Raw genomic sequence first — 17,164 nt, 5'->3', positions numbered from 1 at the left:
CGCCTCAGCGGTTGTCTAAGCAACTCCACTGTGCAACCGGAGGTCCTCACCCATGAGTCAACGACTCCAGCGAGTCATCACATTCACCCAACCAACGTCCCTGGGCAGTACAACTAGCTAAGCTCCGGCAGCTGCCAGCCGCGCTTTCTTTTTCAGCACCGAGTTCTTCCTGGTGGTGCGAAGCATGTCGATGGTCAGCAGGATCAGCGCCAGCCACACCACGCAGAAGCCGATCCAGCGGGCCGTCGTCATGGTCTCGTTGAACACCGTCAGCGCCACAATGAACTGAAGGACCGGGGCGAAGTACTGCAGCAGACCGATGGTGGTCATGGGCAGGCGACGGGCCGAAGCGCCGAAGAAGAGCAGCGGCACGGCAGTGATGACACCGGAAGCCACCAGCAGCCAGAAGTGGCCGGCGCCCAGGGTGGTGAGAGTCTGGGCGCCTGTGACGCCCAGGACCACCATGGTGATGCCGGCAAGGGGAGCCAAGACCACGGTCTCGACGCTCAGGCTGGTGAGCGCGTCCACTTTTGGTCCTACGCGCTTCTTCACGAAGCCATACAGGCCGAAGCTGAAGGCCAGGATCAAAGCGATCCAGGGTAGCTGACCGTAGGAAAACGTCAGCACGCCCACCGCGACGAAGCCAATGCCCACAGCTGCCCACTGCAGGGGACGCAGCTTCTCCTTCAGGACGAAAACGCCCAGGAGCACGGAGACCAAGGGGTTGATGAAGTAGCCCAAGGACGTCTCAACGGCATGGCCCGTGGTGACACCAAAGGTGTAGGTCAGCCAGTTGATGGCGATCAGTCCCGCAGCCAAGGCAAGGGGACCGAACACAGAACGATCCTTCACCGCGGTCCAGAACGTCTTCCATGCACGGGTGATGGTGATCAGCAGGGCACAGAAGAGCAAGGACCACACGATCCGGTTGGCCACGATCTCGATGGCACTGGCCGGCATCAGGACGAAGAAGTACAGCGGAAGCAGCCCCCACAGGCCGTAAGCGCCGATGCCGAACAGGATCCCCGCCGTCGACTCGCTCCTCACCGGTTTGGCGGAACCGCCGGTGCCTTGACCGCCGCCCCGGGCTGGCGCCGTCGTGGGCTGGTTTGAAGAAGAGCTTGAGATGATCTGATCCGGAGTCGACACATTGTCGCCAACACCATGCCGGCGCGCAATATTCCGCAATCTTTGCGAATTTCTGTGACTCCTGCCATATAAGCGGCCGCGCGTAAGGTCGACATCTAGAATTGAAATCTGCGCGCCCCTACAACGGCGTGGCTTACTGCTTTCGGAAGGGCTCACGGTGTCCAACTCAGCCGCAACCACCCCCAAACGTCCGCTTCGTGTCGCCATTGTGGGCGCAGGCCCGGCCGGCGTTTACGCCGCGGACATCCTGACTAAATCCAATGAGGTCAAGGATGGGGACGTCGAGGTCAGCATCGACCTCTTTGAGGCCTACCCGGCGCCCTACGGTTTGATCCGCTACGGCGTGGCGCCCGATCACCCCCGCATCAAGGGGATCGTCAATGCACTGCACAAGGTGCTGGACCGCGGCGACATCCGCTTCCTGGGCAACGTCACCTACGGCAAGGACCTGACCTTGCATGATTTCCGCGCGTTCTACGACGCCGTGATCTTCTCCACCGGTGCCATCAAGGACGCGGACCTCAAGATCCCGGGTATCGAGCTGGACGGTTCCTTCGGTGGCGCCGACTTTGTTTCCTGGTACGACGGACACCCCGACGTTCCCCGGGACTGGCCCCTGGAGGCCAAGGAAATCGCAGTGATCGGCAATGGCAACGTGGCCCTGGACGTGGCCCGCATGCTGGTCAAGCACCCCGAGGAACTGCTGGTCACGGAGATCCCGGACAACGTTTACGCCGGACTCAAGAAATCCCCTGTCACCGATGTCCATGTGTTCGGGCGGCGCGGTCCTGCCCAAGTGAAATTCACTCCCTTGGAGCTGCGCGAACTGTCCCACTGCAAGGACGTGGACATCGTGCTGTACCCGGAAGACTTCGAGTTCGACGATGCATCGGATGAAGCCATCAAGACCAACAACCAGATCAAAACCATGGTCAACACCATGACCAACTGGCTGGTGGAAGAGCACGCGGAGTCCGAGCAACCGTCCTCGCGCCGCCTGCACCTGCACTTCCTGCACAGCCCGGTGGAGATCCTGGATTCGCCGGAAACGCCCGGCAAGGTGTCAGGGATCAAGTTCGAGCGCATGCAGTTGGACGGCACAGGCAACGTCAAGGGCACCGGCGAGTTCATCGAATACCCGGTCCAGTCCGTGTACCGCGCCATCGGCTACCACGGTTCGCCGTTGGAAGAACTGGAGTACGATTCCCGCCGCGGCGTCATCCCGAACGACGGCGGCCGCGTCCTGGATGCCGACGGCAACCACGTGCCGGGTATCTACGCCACCGGCTGGATCAAGCGTGGACCGGTAGGACTGATCGGCCACACCAAGGGCGATGCCCTGGAGACCATCGGCTTCCTCCTTGAAGACCGGCTCACCCTGCCGCCAGCCGAGAACCCGGACCCGCAGGCCATCATCAACCTCCTCGAAGAACGAGGGGTGGAGTACACCACCTGGGAGGGCTGGAACCGGCTCGATGCCCACGAAGCTTCCCTGGGTGCCTCGTGGTCCGCCGGCGAAGGAAACGGCAACGGTGTGGTCCGCGAGCGCATCAAGGTTGTTCCGCGCGAAGAAATGATCCAGATCTCCCGCGGCTGACCCTTGGAGTTTTTGTACACCTCATGCCCCTATTCGGACGCTTTAGGGTCATCAGCTGTACAAAAACTCCATCTGGCGAATTAGACTCTCTCGTACTGTGCTGCCCACCGCGCGCGGCCCAACGCACAGAATGTCAGGGAGTTCGATGAGGAATCCAATCCATCCGCCCGTTCCAGGCAGCGATGCCGCGGAACTCCTCCAGAAGCGTGCCCTGGCCAGCCATGAACGCCTGGACTCCTTGCGCTTCGGGGTACCGGAGGGCGAGGAGATTTCCGGCCTCCGCCGCCTGGTCCGCGAGTCCTGGCAGCGCTCGGCAAGTTTGCAGGCCAACCCGGACGTCGCCGAGGCGCCGCTCGCGATGGACCACGACGAGCTCGAGGAGTACCGCCGGAGGCACCCCTTGGCTGCGATCATGCCGGTCATCAAGAAACTGCTGGTCCAGCCCAGCCATGACAGCGGACTCCTCGTGGCGGTGGGCGACGACGTTGGCCGGCTTCTGTGGGTGGACGGCGATCCTGTGATGCAGCGGCGGGCAGAAGGCATGATGTTCGTGGCCGGCGCCGACTGGTCCGAAGCCTCCGTGGGCACCAGCGCACCCGGTACCGCCTTGGCCCTTGACCGCAGCATCCAAATCTCAGGCGCTGAACACTTCAAGCGGTCGGTCCATCCGTGGAGCTGTACCGCTGTGCCCTTCCACGATCCCGATTCAGGCGCCGTGCTGGGGGTCGTGGACATCACCGGCACGGAAACTGCCGTAGCGCCGCACACCCTTTCCTTGGTGGAGGCGACAGTGGCGGCAGCACAGGCCCAATTGCGGATCGAACGCCTGCAGCTCGCGGCAGCGGTGCGGGAAAAGCCCCGCCGTCGGAGTCCCGCAGCAACGACCAACCAGGCGCTGTATAGGAACAGCCTTCAGCTTTTGGGACGCGACCAAGCCCTGCTCAGCATCGACGGCCGGACGGTTTCCCTGTCCGCGCGGCACAGCGAAATCCTGGCCATCCTCGGCAGCCACCCGGACGGGCTGAGCGCCGAAGACCTGTGCATCCAGCTCTATCCGGGAGACGGGTCCTCAGTGACCCTCCGGGCCGAGATGGTACGGCTTCGCAAGGTCCTCCACGAGCTCAGCCCCGGCGCGGTTCCGGAGTCGCGTCCGTACCGCCTCCCTGTGGAGTTGCTTCCCGATTCCGGCCAGGTGCTTAGCTGCCTGCAGCGCGGTGCCCACCGCATTGCCCTGGAAATCTACAAGGGTGCCGTCCTCCCTCGCTCGGAGGCACCCGGCGTCGTGCAGTTGCGCGAGCGGGTCTCGCACCTGCTGCGCGAAGCGCTGCTCAGCGACGGCAGCGTCGATTCGCTGCTCAAGTACGCGGAGCTGCCTGAGGCGAAGTACGACGTCGACCTCCGCCTTGCCGTGTTGAAGCTGCTGCCGCCGCGCTCACCCAAGCGGGCCGCCGTCGTGGCCGATCTTGAGCGGATCGATACCGAGCTCACCGCGTGAGCTGAATCACATGGTTGCAACGTAGCTGCAACCTCCCCGCTCCTACGCTCGAAGCAATGGCGACAGCCACCGTGATTCGCAGCAAAGGAGCTAGCAATGACTGTTTACGCACAGCCGGGTGCCGAGGGTTCGAAGGTCACTTTCAAGGACCGCTACGAGAACTGGATCGGCGGCGAGTGGGTTGCCCCAGTCAAGGGTGCCTACTTCGAGAACATCACACCGGTGACGGGCAAGGCCTTCTGCGAAGTCGCCCGTGGCACCTCCGAGGACATCGAACTGGCCCTCGACGCCGCCCACAAGGTTGCCCCGTCCTGGGGCAAGACCTCCGCCACCGAGCGCGCAGCCATCCTCAACAAGATCGCCGACAGGATTGACGCCAACCTGGAGCTCCTCGCAGTGGCGGAGACCTGGGACAATGGCAAGCCCGTCCGCGAGACCCTGAACGCAGATATCCCGTTGGCCGCTGACCACTTCCGCTACTTCGCCTCCGCCGTCCGCGCCCAGGAAGGACACCTCTCCCAGCTGGACGAAGACACCACGGCCTACCACTTCAAGGAGCCACTGGGCGTGGTGGGCCAGATCATCCCGTGGAACTTTCCCATCCTCATGGCCGTATGGAAGCTGGCCCCGGCGCTCGCCGCCGGCAACGCCGTGGTCCTGAAGCCGGCTGAGCAGACGCCCACCTCCATCCTTGTCCTGATGGAACTCATCGGCGACCTCCTTCCGGCAGGCGTGGTGAACGTGGTCAACGGCTTCGGCGTTGAAGCCGGCAAACCCCTTGCTTCCAGTTCCCGCATCCGCAAGATCGCCTTCACGGGTGAGACCACCACCGGCCGGCTGATCAGCCAGTACGCCTCCAACAACCTCATTCCCGTCACGTTGGAACTTGGCGGCAAGAGCCCCAACATCTTCTTCGACGACGTCGCCGCCCAGAACGATGCCTTCTACGACAAAGCCCAGGAAGGGTTCACGCTCTTTGCCTTCAACCAAGGCGAAGTCTGCACCTGCCCGTCCCGTGCGCTGGTGCAGGAAGGGATTTACGACTCCTTCATGACCGACGTCGTGGCCCGCACCAACAAGATCATCCAGGGCAACCCGTTGGACACGGATACCCAGGTGGGTGCCCAGGCCTCCAACGACCAATTGGAGAAGATCCTGTCGTACATCGACATCGGAAAGCAGGAGGGTGCCAAGGTGCTCACCGGCGGTGCCCGGGCCGAGCTCTCCGGAGACCTGGCCGGCGGCTACTACGTGCAGCCCACCATCTTCGAAGGCCACAACCGGATGCGGATCTTCCAGGAGGAAATCTTCGGACCGGTGGTGTCCGTGACCAAGTTCAGCGACTACAACGACGCCATTGGCCTTGCCAACGACACGCTGTACGGACTTGGCGCCGGAGTCTGGTCGCGCAACGGAAATGTCGCCTACCGCGCCGGCCGGGAAATCCAGGCCGGTCGCGTGTGGGTCAACAACTACCACGCCTACCCGGCAGGTGCCGCCTTCGGTGGCTACAAGTCCTCAGGTATTGGCCGTGAGAACCACGCCATGATGCTGGACCACTACCAGCAGACCAAGAACCTCCTGGTCAGCTACAACGAGAACAAGCTCGGCTTCTTCTAAGAGTTTTTGTACAGCAGATGCCCTTATAGAGCGGACTTAGGGGCATCAGCTGTACAAAAACTCCCATCATTCGTACAGATCAAAGGAGATCGTCAATGTCCACCACCATGCAAGCAGCAGTAGTCACGGAATTCGGAGCCGACCTCACGGTCAAGGAAGTGGAAAGGCCGACGCCGGGTCCCGGCCAGGCGCTGGTCCGCCTCATCACGTCGGGGGTATGCCATACCGACCTGCACGCTGCTGAAGGCGACTGGCCGGTCAAGCCGACGCCACCGTTCATTCCCGGCCATGAGGGAGTGGGTGAAGTAGTGGCCCTCGGTGAGGGCGTCACTGATGTTGCAGTTGGCGACCTCGTAGGAAATGCCTGGCTGTGGTCGGCCTGCGGTGATTGCCAGTACTGCCGCACCGGCTGGGAAACCCTGTGTGAGTCCCAGCAGAACGGCGGTTACAGCGTTGATGGGTCCTTCGGCGAATACATGCTGGTAGACACGCGCTTCGCCGCACGCATCCCGGAAGGTTCGGATCCTGTGGAGGTTGCTCCGGTGCTCTGTGCCGGCGTCACGGTCTACAAGGGACTGAAGATGACCGAGGCCCGGCCGGGGCAGTGGGTCACCATCTCTGGCATTGGCGGCCTGGGGCACATCGCCGTCCAGTACGCCGTGGCCATGGGTCTGCGGGTGGCAGCAGTGGACATCGCCGACGACAAACTCGCATTGGCCAAGGAACACGGGGCCGAACTGACGGTCAACGCCTTGCACGAGGATCCAGCCGAGGTCATCCAGCGGGAAACAGGTGGTTGCCACGGCGTGCTGGTCACTGCCGTGCACCCCTCGGCTTTCGGCCAGGCAATCGGCATGGCTCGACGCGGTGGAACGATCGTCTTCAATGGGTTGCCTCCGGGAGATTTCCCGGCGCCGATCTTCGAGATCGTACTCAAGGGACTCACGGTCAGAGGGTCGATCGTGGGCACCAGGCAGGATCTGGAAGAAGCACTGGAGTTCTACGCCCAGGGAAAGATCAAGCCAACGGTCTCCACCCGGGAACTCTCGGAGGTCAACGCGGTGTTGGACGAGATGAAGCACGCCAAGATCGACGGCCGAGTGGTTCTGAAGTTCTGATGATTCCCAACATGTCCCAGGACATCCTGGAAGCTTCGGTGACGTTGCCCGGGGAGGACTTCTCCCGAGTGGCGCTCACCGGAGCGTCCGTGGAACTGCTCCTCAAACTCTGGGAGCAGCATGGCCCCCTGATGTTCCACCAATCGGGCGGCTGCTGCGACGGCTCGGCGCCCATGTGCTACCCGGCGGGGGAGTTCCTGACAGGAGACTCCGACGTTCTCCTTGGACGGTTCGACCTCGGGCACGATGGAAATGCCAAGCCACTGGAGTTCTGGATGTCCAAGGAGCAATTCAACTACTGGTCCCACACCCACCTCACCGTGGATGTGGTTCCGGGCCGAGGCAGTGGGTTCTCCGTTGAGTCTCCCGAAGGGAAGCGATTCCTGATCCGATCAACGCTCATGGACTGGGACGTGCCAAGCATTTAGGGTGGGTGGCTGGTGTGATGGGGGTTACGGGCCTTCATCACACCAGTCACACCTGTCACGCGAATTCGGTAGGCGTCTCACTATCTGGGATAAATATGGCCGTCCATTGGCCGGACACTATTCTTGATGAGTCCTATACCACTCCCATCCAGAATGTGGCATTTTTATGAACATTTTCAGGACCAAGTCGATCGAGCAGTCGATCGCTGATGCCGACGAACCCGGTCGCAAGCTCAAGCGCAGCCTGAGCACCTGGGATCTCATGATCATGGGCGTCGCCGTTGCCGTCGGCGCCGGGATCTTCTCGGTAGGCGCCAAGGCTGCCGCAAACTTTGCCGGCCCCGCCGTCACCATTTCCTTCGCCATCGCCGCTGTCACGTGTGCGCTGGCCATCATGTGCTACGCAGAATTCGCCACGGCAATCCCCGTGGCTGGCTCAGCCTACGTGTTCACCTACGCCACCATGGGCGAGGTCCTCGCGTGGATCATCGGCTGGAACCTTATCCTTGAACTTTTCACCGCCGCGGCCGTGATTGCCAAGTACTGGGGCATCTACCTCAGCACGGTCTTTGGCTTGATGGGCGTGGAGATGCCGCCATCGGTCAGTGTCTTCGGCATCGACCTCTACTGGGGCGCCTTCCTGATCGTCGCGATCTTCACCGTGCTGCTGGTGCTGGGGACAAAGTTGTCCGCCCGCGTTGGCAATGTCTTCACTCTGATCAAGATCGGCGTGGTGCTGTTCGTGATTGTTGTTGGCTTCAGCTACGTGAAGTTCTCCAATTACACCCCCTTCATTCCTGCCTCCGAGCCCACCGACTCCGGTGCTGCTGATGTCATGAAGCAGTCGTTCTTCGGCTTCCTGACCGGTGCTGCCCCGGCGCAGTACGGAACCCTCGGCGTCTTCGCTGGTGCTGCACTGGTGTTCTTCGCCTTCATCGGCTTCGACGTGGTGGCAACCTCCGCCGAAGAGGTCAAGAACCCGCAGAAGACCCTTCCGCGCGGTATCTTCGGTGGCCTGGCCCTGGTTACCCTGCTCTATATCCTGGTCTCCCTGGCACTGACCGGAATGGTGTCTTACACGCAACTGGCCGAGGTGAAGAACCCCACCCTGACCACGGCCTTCGAAGCCGTGGGCAATACGGATGCAGCGAAGGTTATTGCCTTCGGCTCCCTGGTTGGCCTGACCACGGTCATCATGGTGCTCCTCATGGGGCTGTCCCGTGTGGTCCTGGCGATGAGCCGAGACGGACTGCTGCCGCGTTCGCTCTCCAAGACCAGCGAGAAGCGCTCCACTCCGGCCCGACTGCAAATCATCTGCGGTGCCGCAGTGGCCGTGGTTGCCGGGGTGACCAAGGTGGATCTGCTCGAGGAAATGATCAACATCGGAACGCTCTCCGCGTTCGTAATGGTGAGCCTGGGCATCCTGGTGCTGCGCAAGAAGCGCCCGGACCTCAAGCCTGCCTTCCGGGTGCCCTTCGGCAAGGTGGTTCCCTGGATCTCCGCGGTCCTGTGCTTCTACCTCATGACCAACCTCGCCGTGGAAACCTGGATCTTCTTCGCGATCTGGCTGGTCATCGGCATGGTCATCTACTTCTCCTACGGGCAGCGCCACTCACGGCTCAACGAGAAGTTCGCCGCAGCCAAGGCCTCGGTCAACGGTGCTCCTGAAAGCCGTAAAGCCGAGGGCGACGAGGACGAAGACAGCTACACGAAGGTCTAACGCCTGCAGCAACTGCTTGTCAGACAGCTGCGTCAAAACAGCCATGAGGCGCCCGGGAACCCATCGGTTTCCGGGCGCTTTTGTCTGATCGGGCCAGCGCCTGCTCCAGCACCCCCGTTCACCCCCCCCACGCCGTCAGGGCGACGCATGCTCACTTACCCACTCCACCAGCGGCCTCAGTTCCTCCCAGCGGGCAGCGATCTCGTCCTTGGCCGCCGCGCTGGACAGCCAATCCGGCTGGCCCACCTCAACGCCCGCTGACAAAGATTTGTGCTTGAGGAGCTCAGCCCGGGGATGGTCTTTGTCGAACCCCCGGGGGACCGTCTTCAGTTTCTCGCCCTCGATGGCGAAGCCCGCTGCAGCCACGGCATCAACAATCCTCTGCAGTTGCTCCCCACTCGAGGGGGCATCAACGGCGGCCCGGAATCGTGCCAGTTGGGCCGGAGTGTGGGAATGGTACCCGCCACCGATCAGCAATGTGTCCGCGCTGATCTGGATGTAGAAGCCCACGCCCTCCTGTGTGGCAGCGAAGGCGCCTTGGGCGGTCTTGTACGGTGATTTGTCCTGGGAGAATCGGATGTCCCTGTTGGGACGGAAGATTTTTGCCGGCCCGAATTGTGGTTCCAGCTCTGAGAGGAGGGCGGTGAGCGGCTCCCTGACTTCGGCGTCGTATGTTGCTTTATGCTCCAGCCACCACTCGCGGTTGTTGTTCTCCTCAAGATCTTCGTAAAAGCGGAACGCGGCTGCCTGAATGCCTTTGAATGTGTCCATGGAAGGATCCTATGGACCTGAATATCTGCCCAGCCATAGGTGTACGACCCTATGTGGAAAACAAAAAGAACACCCCGCCGCGGAGAATCCGCAGCGGGGTGTTCTGCCAGTGCAGTAACGCGACGACGCTTAGAGCTTGTTGGCTGCTTCGGCGTCGGAGGTGGTCTGGCCGGCGCCGAGGTTGGCGCGCAGCTTGGCACCGAGTTCGGCGTCAACGTTGGTCCAGTACTGGATGGCGCGTTCCTTGATGTCGGCGTTCTTCACGCCGCCAACAGCACCGGTGATGGTTTCGAGCAGGCGGGCCTTGGCGCCGTCGTCGTAAACCTCGCGGTACAGGGCACCGGCCTGGACGAAGTCGCTGTCCTCGGAGTGCAGGGTGTGGGCAGCGAGGGTGAGCTCACCGTCGTTCTCCCAGCCACCGGCAGGGGAAGTGGGCTCAACAGCAGCCGGGCCACCAACGGAGTTCGGTGCGTACACCGGGGTGCTGGGGGCGTTGAACAGGTAACGTCCCTGGCCATCCTGGCTGTAGTTGTTCACCTGGTTCTTCGGCTGGTTCACCGGGATCTGGGCGTGGTTTGTGCCCACGCGGTAACGGTGTGCGTCGGCGTAGGAGAAGATGCGGGCCTGCAGCATCTTGTCCGGGGAAGCGGCGATGCCCGGTACGAAGTTCGACGGCGCGAAGGTGGCCTGCTCGATCTGCGCGAAGTAGTTCTCCGGGTTCTTGTTCAGCTCCATGGTGCCCACGTGGATCAGCGGGTAGTCAGCGTGCGGCCACACCTTGGTGAGGTCGAACGGGTTGAAGCGGTACGTCTTGGCGTCCTCGTAAGGCATGACCTGGACGTGCAGTTCCCAGGAGGGGAAGTTACCGGCTTCGATGTTCTCGGAGAGGTCGCGGATGTAGAAGTCTGCATCCGAACCGGCCAGCTGTTCTGCCTGGTCGGAGGTCATGGAGTTCACGCCCTGGTTGGACTTGAAGTGGTACTTGACCCAGAAACGCTCGCCGGCGGCGTTGATCCACTGGTAGGTGTGCGAGCCGTAGCCCTGCATTTCACGCCAGGAAGCCGGGAGGCCGCGGTCACCCATGAGCCAGGTGACCTGGTGGGCGGACTCGGGGGAGAGGGTCCAGAAGTCCCACTGCATGTCAGCGTCACGCAGGTGGGTGCCCGGGAGGCGCTTCTGGGAGTGGATGAAGTCCGGGAACTTGATGCCGTCGCGGATGAAGAAGACGGGGGTGTTGTTGCCCACGAGGTCGTAGTTGCCCTCGGAAGTGTAGAACTTCACAGCGAAACCACGGGGGTCGCGCCAGGTGTCGGGGGAGCCGTTCTCGCCGGCGACGGAGGAGAAACGGATCAGCATGTCGGTCTCGGTACCCGGCTGCAGGAAAGCTGCCTTGGTGTACGCGGAGACGTCCGACGTGGTCTTGAAGGTACCGAATGCGCCGCCACCCTTGGCGTGTACTACACGCTCCGGGACACGCTCACGGTTGAACTGTGCGAGCTTTTCCACCAGGTAGTGGTCGGTCAGGATGATGGCACCGTCAGCGCCGACGGACTTCGAGTGTGCGTCGGAAGTGACAGGGGCGCCCGACTGTGTGGTCGAGATGTTCGCGGTCATCATTCTCCTATTTCTTGGTTACGGAAGGTTGGACGGGAAGCTGTTGTTTGGACTGGCAGTCCTGGCAGATGCCTTGGTACAGGACGTCTGCGATCTGGATGGTCATGGGCTTGGAATCATCGTTCCAATGCGGCGTTAGGCACGGTGCGTGCCCTACGGCGCAGTCCACATCTTCCACGCGCCCGCAGCTGATGCAGACGGCGTGGTGGTGGTTGTCGCCCACCCGTGTTTCGTAGAGCGCGGGGGAGTGCGGCGGTTCGAACCGTCGCAGCATCTGAAGGTCCGTGAGATCACTCAGAACCACATAGACGGACTGCGCCGTCAGTTCAGGAAGTTCCTTGCGGGCAGCGGCAAGGATGCCTTCTGCGGGGGAATGCGGATGGTGCTGGACCGCGGCGAGTACTGCCAGCCGCTGCTTGGTCACACGCCGGCCATGGGCATGCAGGGCGGCGGCCCATGCTTCCTGCTCGGCTGTGTGATCGGTCATGCATTCATTGAAACACTTATTTTGAGGAGTTCACAATAAGGCAAGGCTAACTTCGGGTGAACGGAGCAAGCCCTCCATCGGATTCACCGTCTCAGCGGCCGATCGCCCCAGCGCGTGCACCCTAAGCGGGGTGCCCGGCGCCTCGGATTCGACGGCAACGCAACTGAAGCCACTGTGCCCCGGAGCCAACGGAAGACCACTCAAAGCCGTTCCCATCGCCAGGAGTTCGGAGGGCCGAACGTCCCGGATTGATGCGGCACCGCTGGCGGGCTGGATCACGGTATGGTGCTTTCCCACGGCCAGGGTCCGGACCAGCGGCGCAGGCTCGACGGCGGCACCGGCCTGGTCATCGGACGTCACCATCGCGTCCGGCACGCCACGCCGAAGCGATTGACGGATCGCATCATCATCAGCCGCAAGGTCGCGCGCAGGCTCCCCAACGCGGCGGTGGGCCGGCAGCGACAACTGGAGTCCCGGCGTCGTGGCTTCACCGTCCCAACGAGCGAAAAGGTGGAACGTGGGCGTCGACGATTCGGCGACGGGCTCGCCGATAGCCCCGCCCAACGGGTGCCAGCGGTGGGCGAACAGCACGGCAGAGCGGGTTGCCCCTAAAACGTCGTGGAGGGCGCCGCGCACCAGGTTGTGACAGAAGAGCCAGTCGGCCGCCGAAGGGTGGGCGAATTCCGTGGAGGGGTCCGACAGTCTGATGAGGACATGCCCCGCGTTCAGGGGAGCGCGTGGCCTGGCGATCTCCCAAAAGGCCGAACGGTACAGCAATCGCCGAGACATCACCATGTCAACTCCTTCCCCCGGGTGAGCCTACCAAGCAGGGTGGTGTGACGGGAGGCTGCGGTGATGCCAATAGGGTTGGACGGTGGCGAAACTACTGGCAGACATCACTCCACTGAGGGAGAGTCCCGCATTCCGTCGGCTCTGGTTGGGGGCATCAGTAGCTGCCATCGGAACCCAACTGACACTGGTGGCTGTCAGCCTGGAGGTCTACCGGCTCACGCAGGAGAGTTTCTACGTGGGGTTGCTGGGGATCTTCGCACTTGTTCCGTTGGTAGTGGCGGGACTCTACGGCGGATCGATTTCCGATGCCTACGATCGCCGGAAAGTGGCCATCATAGCCTCGCTGGTCCTCTGGGCCACCACGGCGGCCTTGGCGTTGCAGGCATGGCTGGAGATCGGGAACATCTGGGTCCTGTACGCGTTGGTTGCGATTCAAAGCGGCGCGCAGGGCATTAATGGACCCGCCCGCAGTGCCATCATTCCGCTGCTGGTCCGCAAGGACCTGCTGCCGGCCGCCAATGCCCTGAGCATGCTGACGTTCGGCCTGTCGATGACCGTGGGACCCCTGTTGGCGGGCGTGCTCGTGGCCACCATTGGCTTCGGCTGGACCTACACCATCGACGTCATCAGTTTCACGTTCGCGCTATGGGGCCTCTTCAGGCTTCCGCCGCTGCCACCGTCCAAGGACGCCGTGAGGCCGGGACTCCGCTCCGTGGTGGAAGGGTTCCGGTTCCTTGGCACCCGTCCCAACGTGCGCATGACCTTCATCATTGACCTCATCGCCATGATCTGCGCCCAACCCCGCGCCCTGATGCCGGCTATCGGTGCGGTCATGATCGGCGGAGGTGAAACGACAGTGGGTGTGCTGCTCGCATCCACGGCAGTTGGCGCCTTCCTGGCCGGCCTCTTCTCCGGACCCCTGGGACGCGTGCGCAAGCAAGGCAGCGCCGTGGTCTGGTCCGTTGTCGGGTGGGGCGCCTCGATCGCCGGTTTCGGACTGGTGGTGCTGCTTGCCGGCGATACCGGCCGGGACGGAGTCACGCTCTGGTTGGTCCCTGCCGCCCTATGCTGCGCCCTGGCTGGGATTTCCGACTCCATCAGCGCCGTCTTCCGCACCACCATCCTCCAAGCGGCCACACCGGACCACCTGCGTGGGCGGCTCCAAGGCGTCTTCATCGTGGTGGTCGCGGGAGGTCCGCGCGTGGGGGACATGCTGGCCGGCGGTGTCACACAGTTCCTCAGCGAAGGCGGCGTGCTGCTCCTCGGCGGGCTCCTGTGCATCGTCCTGGCAGGGCTCGCCTCCCGCCTCCAACCGGGCTTCATCGCGTACGATGCGAAGCATCCGGTGCCCTAGCTTTGCCGGCCACGCCGCCACCGTCCGCCAACGACGGAACATGGCGGCCGGCGTCGGCGTTAATCCGAACAGAAGCCCTGCAAGAGCCGACGAAAGCGACAAGAACAACCGTGCATAAACACAACAATGGACTCAAGACCGCGGCACTTTTCGGTGTGCTGTGGGCGGTGTTGTTGGGTTTGGGCGCCATCATCGCCGCTGGGACCCGCAGCACCACGCCCATCTGGATCATGGCGTTGATCGGCGTCGGAACCACTGCCTACGGCTACTGGAACAGCGACAAGATCGCCATCAGGTCCATGGCTGCCTATCCGGTGACCGAGGCGCAGGCGCCGCAGCTCTACCAGATTGTCCGGGAGCTGTCCGTCCGCGCCAACAAGCCCATGCCTCGCATCTACCTCTCGCCCACTATGACGCCCAACGCCTTTGCCACCGGCCGCAACCCCAAGAACGCTGCCGTCTGCTGCACGGAAGGAATTCTGCACCTACTCGACGCACGCGAACTCCGGGGTGTCCTGGGGCATGAACTGATGCACGTGTACAACCGCGACATCCTCACCTCCTCCGTGGCTGCTGCCGTGGCCGGTGTCATTACCTCCGTGGGGCAGATGTTGCTCATTTTCGGCAGCGGGGACAGGCGAAATGCCAACCCCCTGGCCACCATTGCCATGGCCCTGTTGGCTCCGTTTGCGGCCTCTCTGATTCAGATGGCCATCTCGCGAACCCGTGAATACGACGCCGACGAGGACGGCGCCGAGCTGACCGGTGATCCCTTGGCGCTCGCCTCTGCCCTGCGCAAGATCGAGTCGGGCGTCAGCCAGCTGCCGCTCCCGCAGGATCAAAAGCTGGTCAACGCCTCACACCTGATGATCGCCAACCCTTTCCGCGGCGGAGGCATGCGGCGCATGTTCTCCACGCACCCGCCCATGAAGGAACGGATCAGCCGACTGGAGCGAATGGCCGGGCGCCCACTGTCGTAGCGGCTCAACACGTCGTGAACCCGCTGTTCCGTTGTTGGCCGACAACGGAACAGCGGGTTCACAACGGCGGGCGCGCCCGAGCCCACCCACACGTGTTCGTCCAGCAGCGTGTTGTCCTCGACCTTGAGGTTGTTGGTGCCGTCCTTGAAACCGAAGAGGTTCCTGGGCGTCACCTGCGCCCTGGAGGTGGATGACGTTCGGCCAAAGCCCAGCTGCGACCAGCGGACCCGGACCTTTCCGAATCCGATCCTGGCGAGGTTGCGGATGGCATGGACGGCCACTTGGGGATCGTCCGCGCATGCCTGGATCACCAGGTCCCCGCCTGTCCGACCCGGTTGAAGATCGTCGCCAGGGAAATGCGGGAGGTCGATCAAAGCCTCGGGCCTGCGGCCGTCCAGCCCAAAGCGGGCCGTGCCGTCCTTCTCGAACAGCCCTGGACCGAAACCGAACGTCAGGGTCAGTTTGGCAGCGGGAAGATCCAAGGCCTCGCCAGTATCTTCCGGCGGTGCATCGTAGGGACCATCGACGGCGCCGGTCTTTCCCATGGGGATGCCGGTTGTCATGGCCTCGGCCGCGGCAGTCCAGTCCTTGAGGAGCTTGATGAGCTCCTTGCGGTCCTCGGTGGTCACGTCGAACGCAGCCATGTGCAGGCGGTCCTGGGCGGGAGTGGTGATACCTGCCTGGTGGTTGCCAAAGAAGGGGACTGCTGCATCCGCCGCGGTGGTGTCCGCAGCAGAAGCAGTCGCAGCAGTCAGGGCATCCCGGCCCAGGAATCCGGCGGCCAGCCCGGCGACGGCCCCGGCGCCACCAAAAAGCCGGGATGCGCGCCCTGTCACGGGCGCACACCCCGGCTTTCCGAATGGTGCCGGGCTACCTAGCTGCGGAAGTTCACGAACTGCAGGTCGGCCTCTTCGAACTTCTTGAGGATGTTCATGGTTTCCTGGAGGTCGTCGCGGGACTTGGAGGTCACGCGGAGTTCGTCGCCCTGGATCTGGGACTTGACGGACTTGGGAGCCTCGTCGCGGATGATCTTGTTGATCTTCTTGGCGATGTCCTGGGCAATGCCCTCCTTGATGGTGCACTCCAGGCGGAATTCCTTGCCCGAGGGGAAGGGCTCGCCCTGGTCCAGGGACTTCAGCGAGATGCCGCGCTTGATGAGCTTGGACTGGAAGACATCCAGGACAGCGAGGACGCGGTCCTCGGAGTTGGCCTTCATGAGGATCTTTTCACCGCTGAAGTCGATCTCCGCGCCGACGCCCTTGAAGTCGTATCGCTGTGCGATTTCCTTCTGGGACTGGTTGAGCGCGTTGGCGACCTCTTGCTTGTCTACCTTGCTGACGACGTCGAATGTGGATTCGCCTGCCATGACTCTCCTTAGGTTTGGGGCCCTGTGAGGGCGGGTTGGTCTGGCATCCAGCCTAGTACGGAAGCCGCTGCTTGGGACGGTGGAGGGCTTTCACAGTTCGCTCACAGCACACGCAGGGTTGGAACTGAGGCTACCGGTTGAGAGTTGTACCAGTTGGAAGAACGCATCGTCGGAGGATCAGCATGAGCAACAAGGCCGTCCAGTCCATCAGCAAATCCGCATCAGCAGCAGCGGGCTCCATTGGCACGGCGGCAGTTGCCGCAGCCAGTGCCGTAGCCGCCGCGGCGGTGGCAGCATCGATTGTCCTGAGCCCGGTTCCCGATGCCACGTCCCGAATGGACGGCGTGCATGCTGACCTTCTTCGCGCCGTGCAACTCAACCAGATCACCGCCGAGCAGGCAGAGAAGTTCGAAGCGAAACTGGCCGGCCGGATCCTCGGGGAAGCCTGAAACACGCGCAAATCCGGGGTGTCTGCTCCCGATTAGATTCTTCGCTGAAACTTCTGTAAGGTTGTCTCTGCCTTCGGTTACCGGATCGAAAAGAAACGGTCTCCGGAAGTGATCTTCTTTTGAAGTTCGGCAGATTACCCGAGCGGCCAAAGGGGGCTGACTGTAAATCAGCTGGCAACGCCTACGGGGGTTCGAATCCCTCATCTGCCACCCAAGGAGAATCC

The 17,164-nt window shown here is 62.7% G+C and carries 15 protein-coding genes, 1 tRNA gene and 1 pseudogene; 10 read left to right on the top strand and 7 right to left on the bottom strand.

The window, feature by feature from the left end:
* Nucleotides 1–117: 117 nt before the first annotated feature.
* Nucleotides 118–1,188: an EamA family transporter RarD gene (gene rarD / locus ACR30Z_RS03230; protein WP_434371188.1), complete on the bottom strand. Its 1,071-nt coding sequence runs from the start codon at nucleotides 1,186–1,188 to the stop codon at nucleotides 118–120.
* Nucleotides 1,189–1,306: 118 nt separating this feature from the next.
* On the opposite strand from rarD, the gene ACR30Z_RS03225 reads away from it, so the two are divergent.
* The 6 genes from ACR30Z_RS03225 (at nucleotide 1,307) to ACR30Z_RS03200 (ending at nucleotide 9,127) form a co-directional block, all read left to right on the top strand.
* Nucleotides 1,307–2,746, top strand: coding sequence for an FAD-dependent oxidoreductase (locus ACR30Z_RS03225; RefSeq protein ID WP_434371187.1), 1,440 nt, complete (start codon nucleotides 1,307–1,309; stop codon nucleotides 2,744–2,746).
* Between the two features lie 145 nt (nucleotides 2,747–2,891).
* Nucleotides 2,892–4,241: a GAF domain-containing protein gene (locus ACR30Z_RS03220; RefSeq protein WP_434371186.1), complete on the top strand. Its 1,350-nt coding sequence runs from the start codon at nucleotides 2,892–2,894 to the stop codon at nucleotides 4,239–4,241.
* A 96-nt stretch (nucleotides 4,242–4,337) separates the two neighbouring features.
* Complete coding sequence (gene exaC, locus ACR30Z_RS03215) at nucleotides 4,338–5,861, top strand: acetaldehyde dehydrogenase ExaC (RefSeq protein WP_144648686.1); 1,524 nt, start codon at nucleotides 4,338–4,340, stop codon at nucleotides 5,859–5,861.
* A gap of 95 nt (nucleotides 5,862–5,956) precedes the next feature.
* Complete coding sequence (gene adhP / locus ACR30Z_RS03210; RefSeq protein WP_208759945.1) at nucleotides 5,957–6,979, top strand: alcohol dehydrogenase AdhP; 1,023 nt, start codon at nucleotides 5,957–5,959, stop codon at nucleotides 6,977–6,979.
* Between the two features lie 11 nt (nucleotides 6,980–6,990).
* On the top strand, nucleotides 6,991–7,407 hold the full coding sequence (locus ACR30Z_RS03205) for a DUF779 domain-containing protein (RefSeq protein WP_434371185.1): 417 nt from the start codon (nucleotides 6,991–6,993) through the stop codon (nucleotides 7,405–7,407).
* Between the two features lie 166 nt (nucleotides 7,408–7,573).
* Nucleotides 7,574–9,127 (top strand): APC family permease, encoded by a 1,554-nt coding sequence (locus tag ACR30Z_RS03200; protein ID WP_144648684.1) that lies wholly within the window; start codon nucleotides 7,574–7,576, stop codon nucleotides 9,125–9,127.
* Between the two features lie 135 nt (nucleotides 9,128–9,262).
* Here the strand turns inward: ACR30Z_RS03200 and ACR30Z_RS03195 are convergent, their stop codons facing one another.
* From ACR30Z_RS03195 to ACR30Z_RS03180, 4 genes are all read right to left on the bottom strand, one after another.
* Nucleotides 9,263–9,898 (bottom strand): DUF2461 domain-containing protein, encoded by a 636-nt coding sequence (locus ACR30Z_RS03195; protein WP_434371184.1) that lies wholly within the window; start codon nucleotides 9,896–9,898, stop codon nucleotides 9,263–9,265.
* 129 nt (nucleotides 9,899–10,027) lie between these two features.
* Nucleotides 10,028–11,512 (bottom strand): catalase, encoded by a 1,485-nt coding sequence (locus ACR30Z_RS03190; protein WP_144648732.1) that lies wholly within the window; start codon nucleotides 11,510–11,512, stop codon nucleotides 10,028–10,030.
* Between the two features lie 7 nt (nucleotides 11,513–11,519).
* Nucleotides 11,520–11,999 carry a Fur family transcriptional regulator gene (locus ACR30Z_RS03185; RefSeq protein WP_434371183.1) on the bottom strand — a complete coding sequence of 160 codons (480 nt, stop codon included), beginning with the start codon at nucleotides 11,997–11,999 and terminating at the stop codon, nucleotides 11,520–11,522.
* A 30-nt stretch (nucleotides 12,000–12,029) separates the two neighbouring features.
* Nucleotides 12,030–12,794, bottom strand: a complete 765-nt coding sequence (locus ACR30Z_RS03180; protein ID WP_434371182.1) for a hypothetical protein — start codon at nucleotides 12,792–12,794, stop codon at nucleotides 12,030–12,032.
* A gap of 79 nt (nucleotides 12,795–12,873) precedes the next feature.
* On the opposite strand from ACR30Z_RS03180, the gene ACR30Z_RS03175 reads away from it, so the two are divergent.
* Nucleotides 12,874–14,145 (top strand): MFS transporter, encoded by a 1,272-nt coding sequence (locus tag ACR30Z_RS03175; protein ID WP_144648680.1) that lies wholly within the window; start codon nucleotides 12,874–12,876, stop codon nucleotides 14,143–14,145.
* Between the two features lie 110 nt (nucleotides 14,146–14,255).
* Nucleotides 14,256–15,125: a zinc metalloprotease HtpX gene (gene htpX / locus ACR30Z_RS03170; protein ID WP_090819055.1), complete on the top strand. Its 870-nt coding sequence runs from the start codon at nucleotides 14,256–14,258 to the stop codon at nucleotides 15,123–15,125.
* A gap of 71 nt (nucleotides 15,126–15,196) precedes the next feature.
* Here htpX and ACR30Z_RS03165 read toward each other — a convergent pair.
* A pseudogene (locus ACR30Z_RS03165) lies at nucleotides 15,197–15,961 on the bottom strand (Dyp-type peroxidase); the annotation flags it as partial.
* A gap of 38 nt (nucleotides 15,962–15,999) precedes the next feature.
* The gene (locus ACR30Z_RS03160; protein WP_017200185.1) at nucleotides 16,000–16,491 is read right to left on the bottom strand and encodes a YajQ family cyclic di-GMP-binding protein; all 492 of its coding nucleotides are present in this window, start codon (nucleotides 16,489–16,491) and stop codon (nucleotides 16,000–16,002) included.
* Nucleotides 16,492–16,673: 182 nt separating this feature from the next.
* Between ACR30Z_RS03160 and ACR30Z_RS03155 the strand changes: the two genes are divergently transcribed.
* Together ACR30Z_RS03155 and ACR30Z_RS03150 are read left to right on the top strand one after the other, a co-directional pair.
* Nucleotides 16,674–16,940 (top strand): hypothetical protein, encoded by a 267-nt coding sequence (locus ACR30Z_RS03155; RefSeq protein WP_434371181.1) that lies wholly within the window; start codon nucleotides 16,674–16,676, stop codon nucleotides 16,938–16,940.
* Between the two features lie 128 nt (nucleotides 16,941–17,068).
* A tRNA-Tyr gene (locus ACR30Z_RS03150) sits at nucleotides 17,069–17,150 on the top strand.
* Nucleotides 17,151–17,164: the final 14 nt, after the last annotated feature.

The organism is Paenarthrobacter sp. FR1 (assembly GCF_051106045.1).
Lineage (GTDB): Bacteria > Actinomycetota > Actinomycetes > Actinomycetales > Micrococcaceae > Arthrobacter > Arthrobacter nitroguajacolicus_A.
This window is presented reverse-complemented; position numbering and strand designations above follow the sequence as displayed.

Excerpts from the sequence above, each read along its gene's own strand:
- ACR30Z_RS03190 (WP_144648732.1), bottom strand. The coding sequence starts at position 11,512 with ATGACCGCGAACATCTCGACCACACAGTCGGGCGCCCCTGTCACTTCC.
- ACR30Z_RS03185 (WP_434371183.1), bottom strand. The coding sequence starts at position 11,999 with ATGACCGATCACACAGCCGAGCAGGAAGCATGGGCCGCCGCCCTGCAT.
- ACR30Z_RS03205 (WP_434371185.1), top strand. The coding sequence starts at position 6,991 with ATGTCCCAGGACATCCTGGAAGCTTCGGTGACGTTGCCCGGGGAGGAC.
- ACR30Z_RS03220 (WP_434371186.1), top strand. The coding sequence starts at position 2,892 with ATGAGGAATCCAATCCATCCGCCCGTTCCAGGCAGCGATGCCGCGGAA.
- exaC (WP_144648686.1), top strand. The coding sequence starts at position 4,338 with ATGACTGTTTACGCACAGCCGGGTGCCGAGGGTTCGAAGGTCACTTTC.
- adhP (WP_208759945.1), top strand. The coding sequence starts at position 5,957 with ATGTCCACCACCATGCAAGCAGCAGTAGTCACGGAATTCGGAGCCGAC.
- ACR30Z_RS03180 (WP_434371182.1), bottom strand. The coding sequence starts at position 12,794 with ATGGTGATGTCTCGGCGATTGCTGTACCGTTCGGCCTTTTGGGAGATC.
- ACR30Z_RS03160 (WP_017200185.1), bottom strand. The coding sequence starts at position 16,491 with ATGGCAGGCGAATCCACATTCGACGTCGTCAGCAAGGTAGACAAGCAA.
- ACR30Z_RS03195 (WP_434371184.1), bottom strand. The coding sequence starts at position 9,898 with ATGGACACATTCAAAGGCATTCAGGCAGCCGCGTTCCGCTTTTACGAA.
- ACR30Z_RS03200 (WP_144648684.1), top strand. The coding sequence starts at position 7,574 with ATGAACATTTTCAGGACCAAGTCGATCGAGCAGTCGATCGCTGATGCC.
- ACR30Z_RS03155 (WP_434371181.1), top strand. The coding sequence starts at position 16,674 with ATGAGCAACAAGGCCGTCCAGTCCATCAGCAAATCCGCATCAGCAGCA.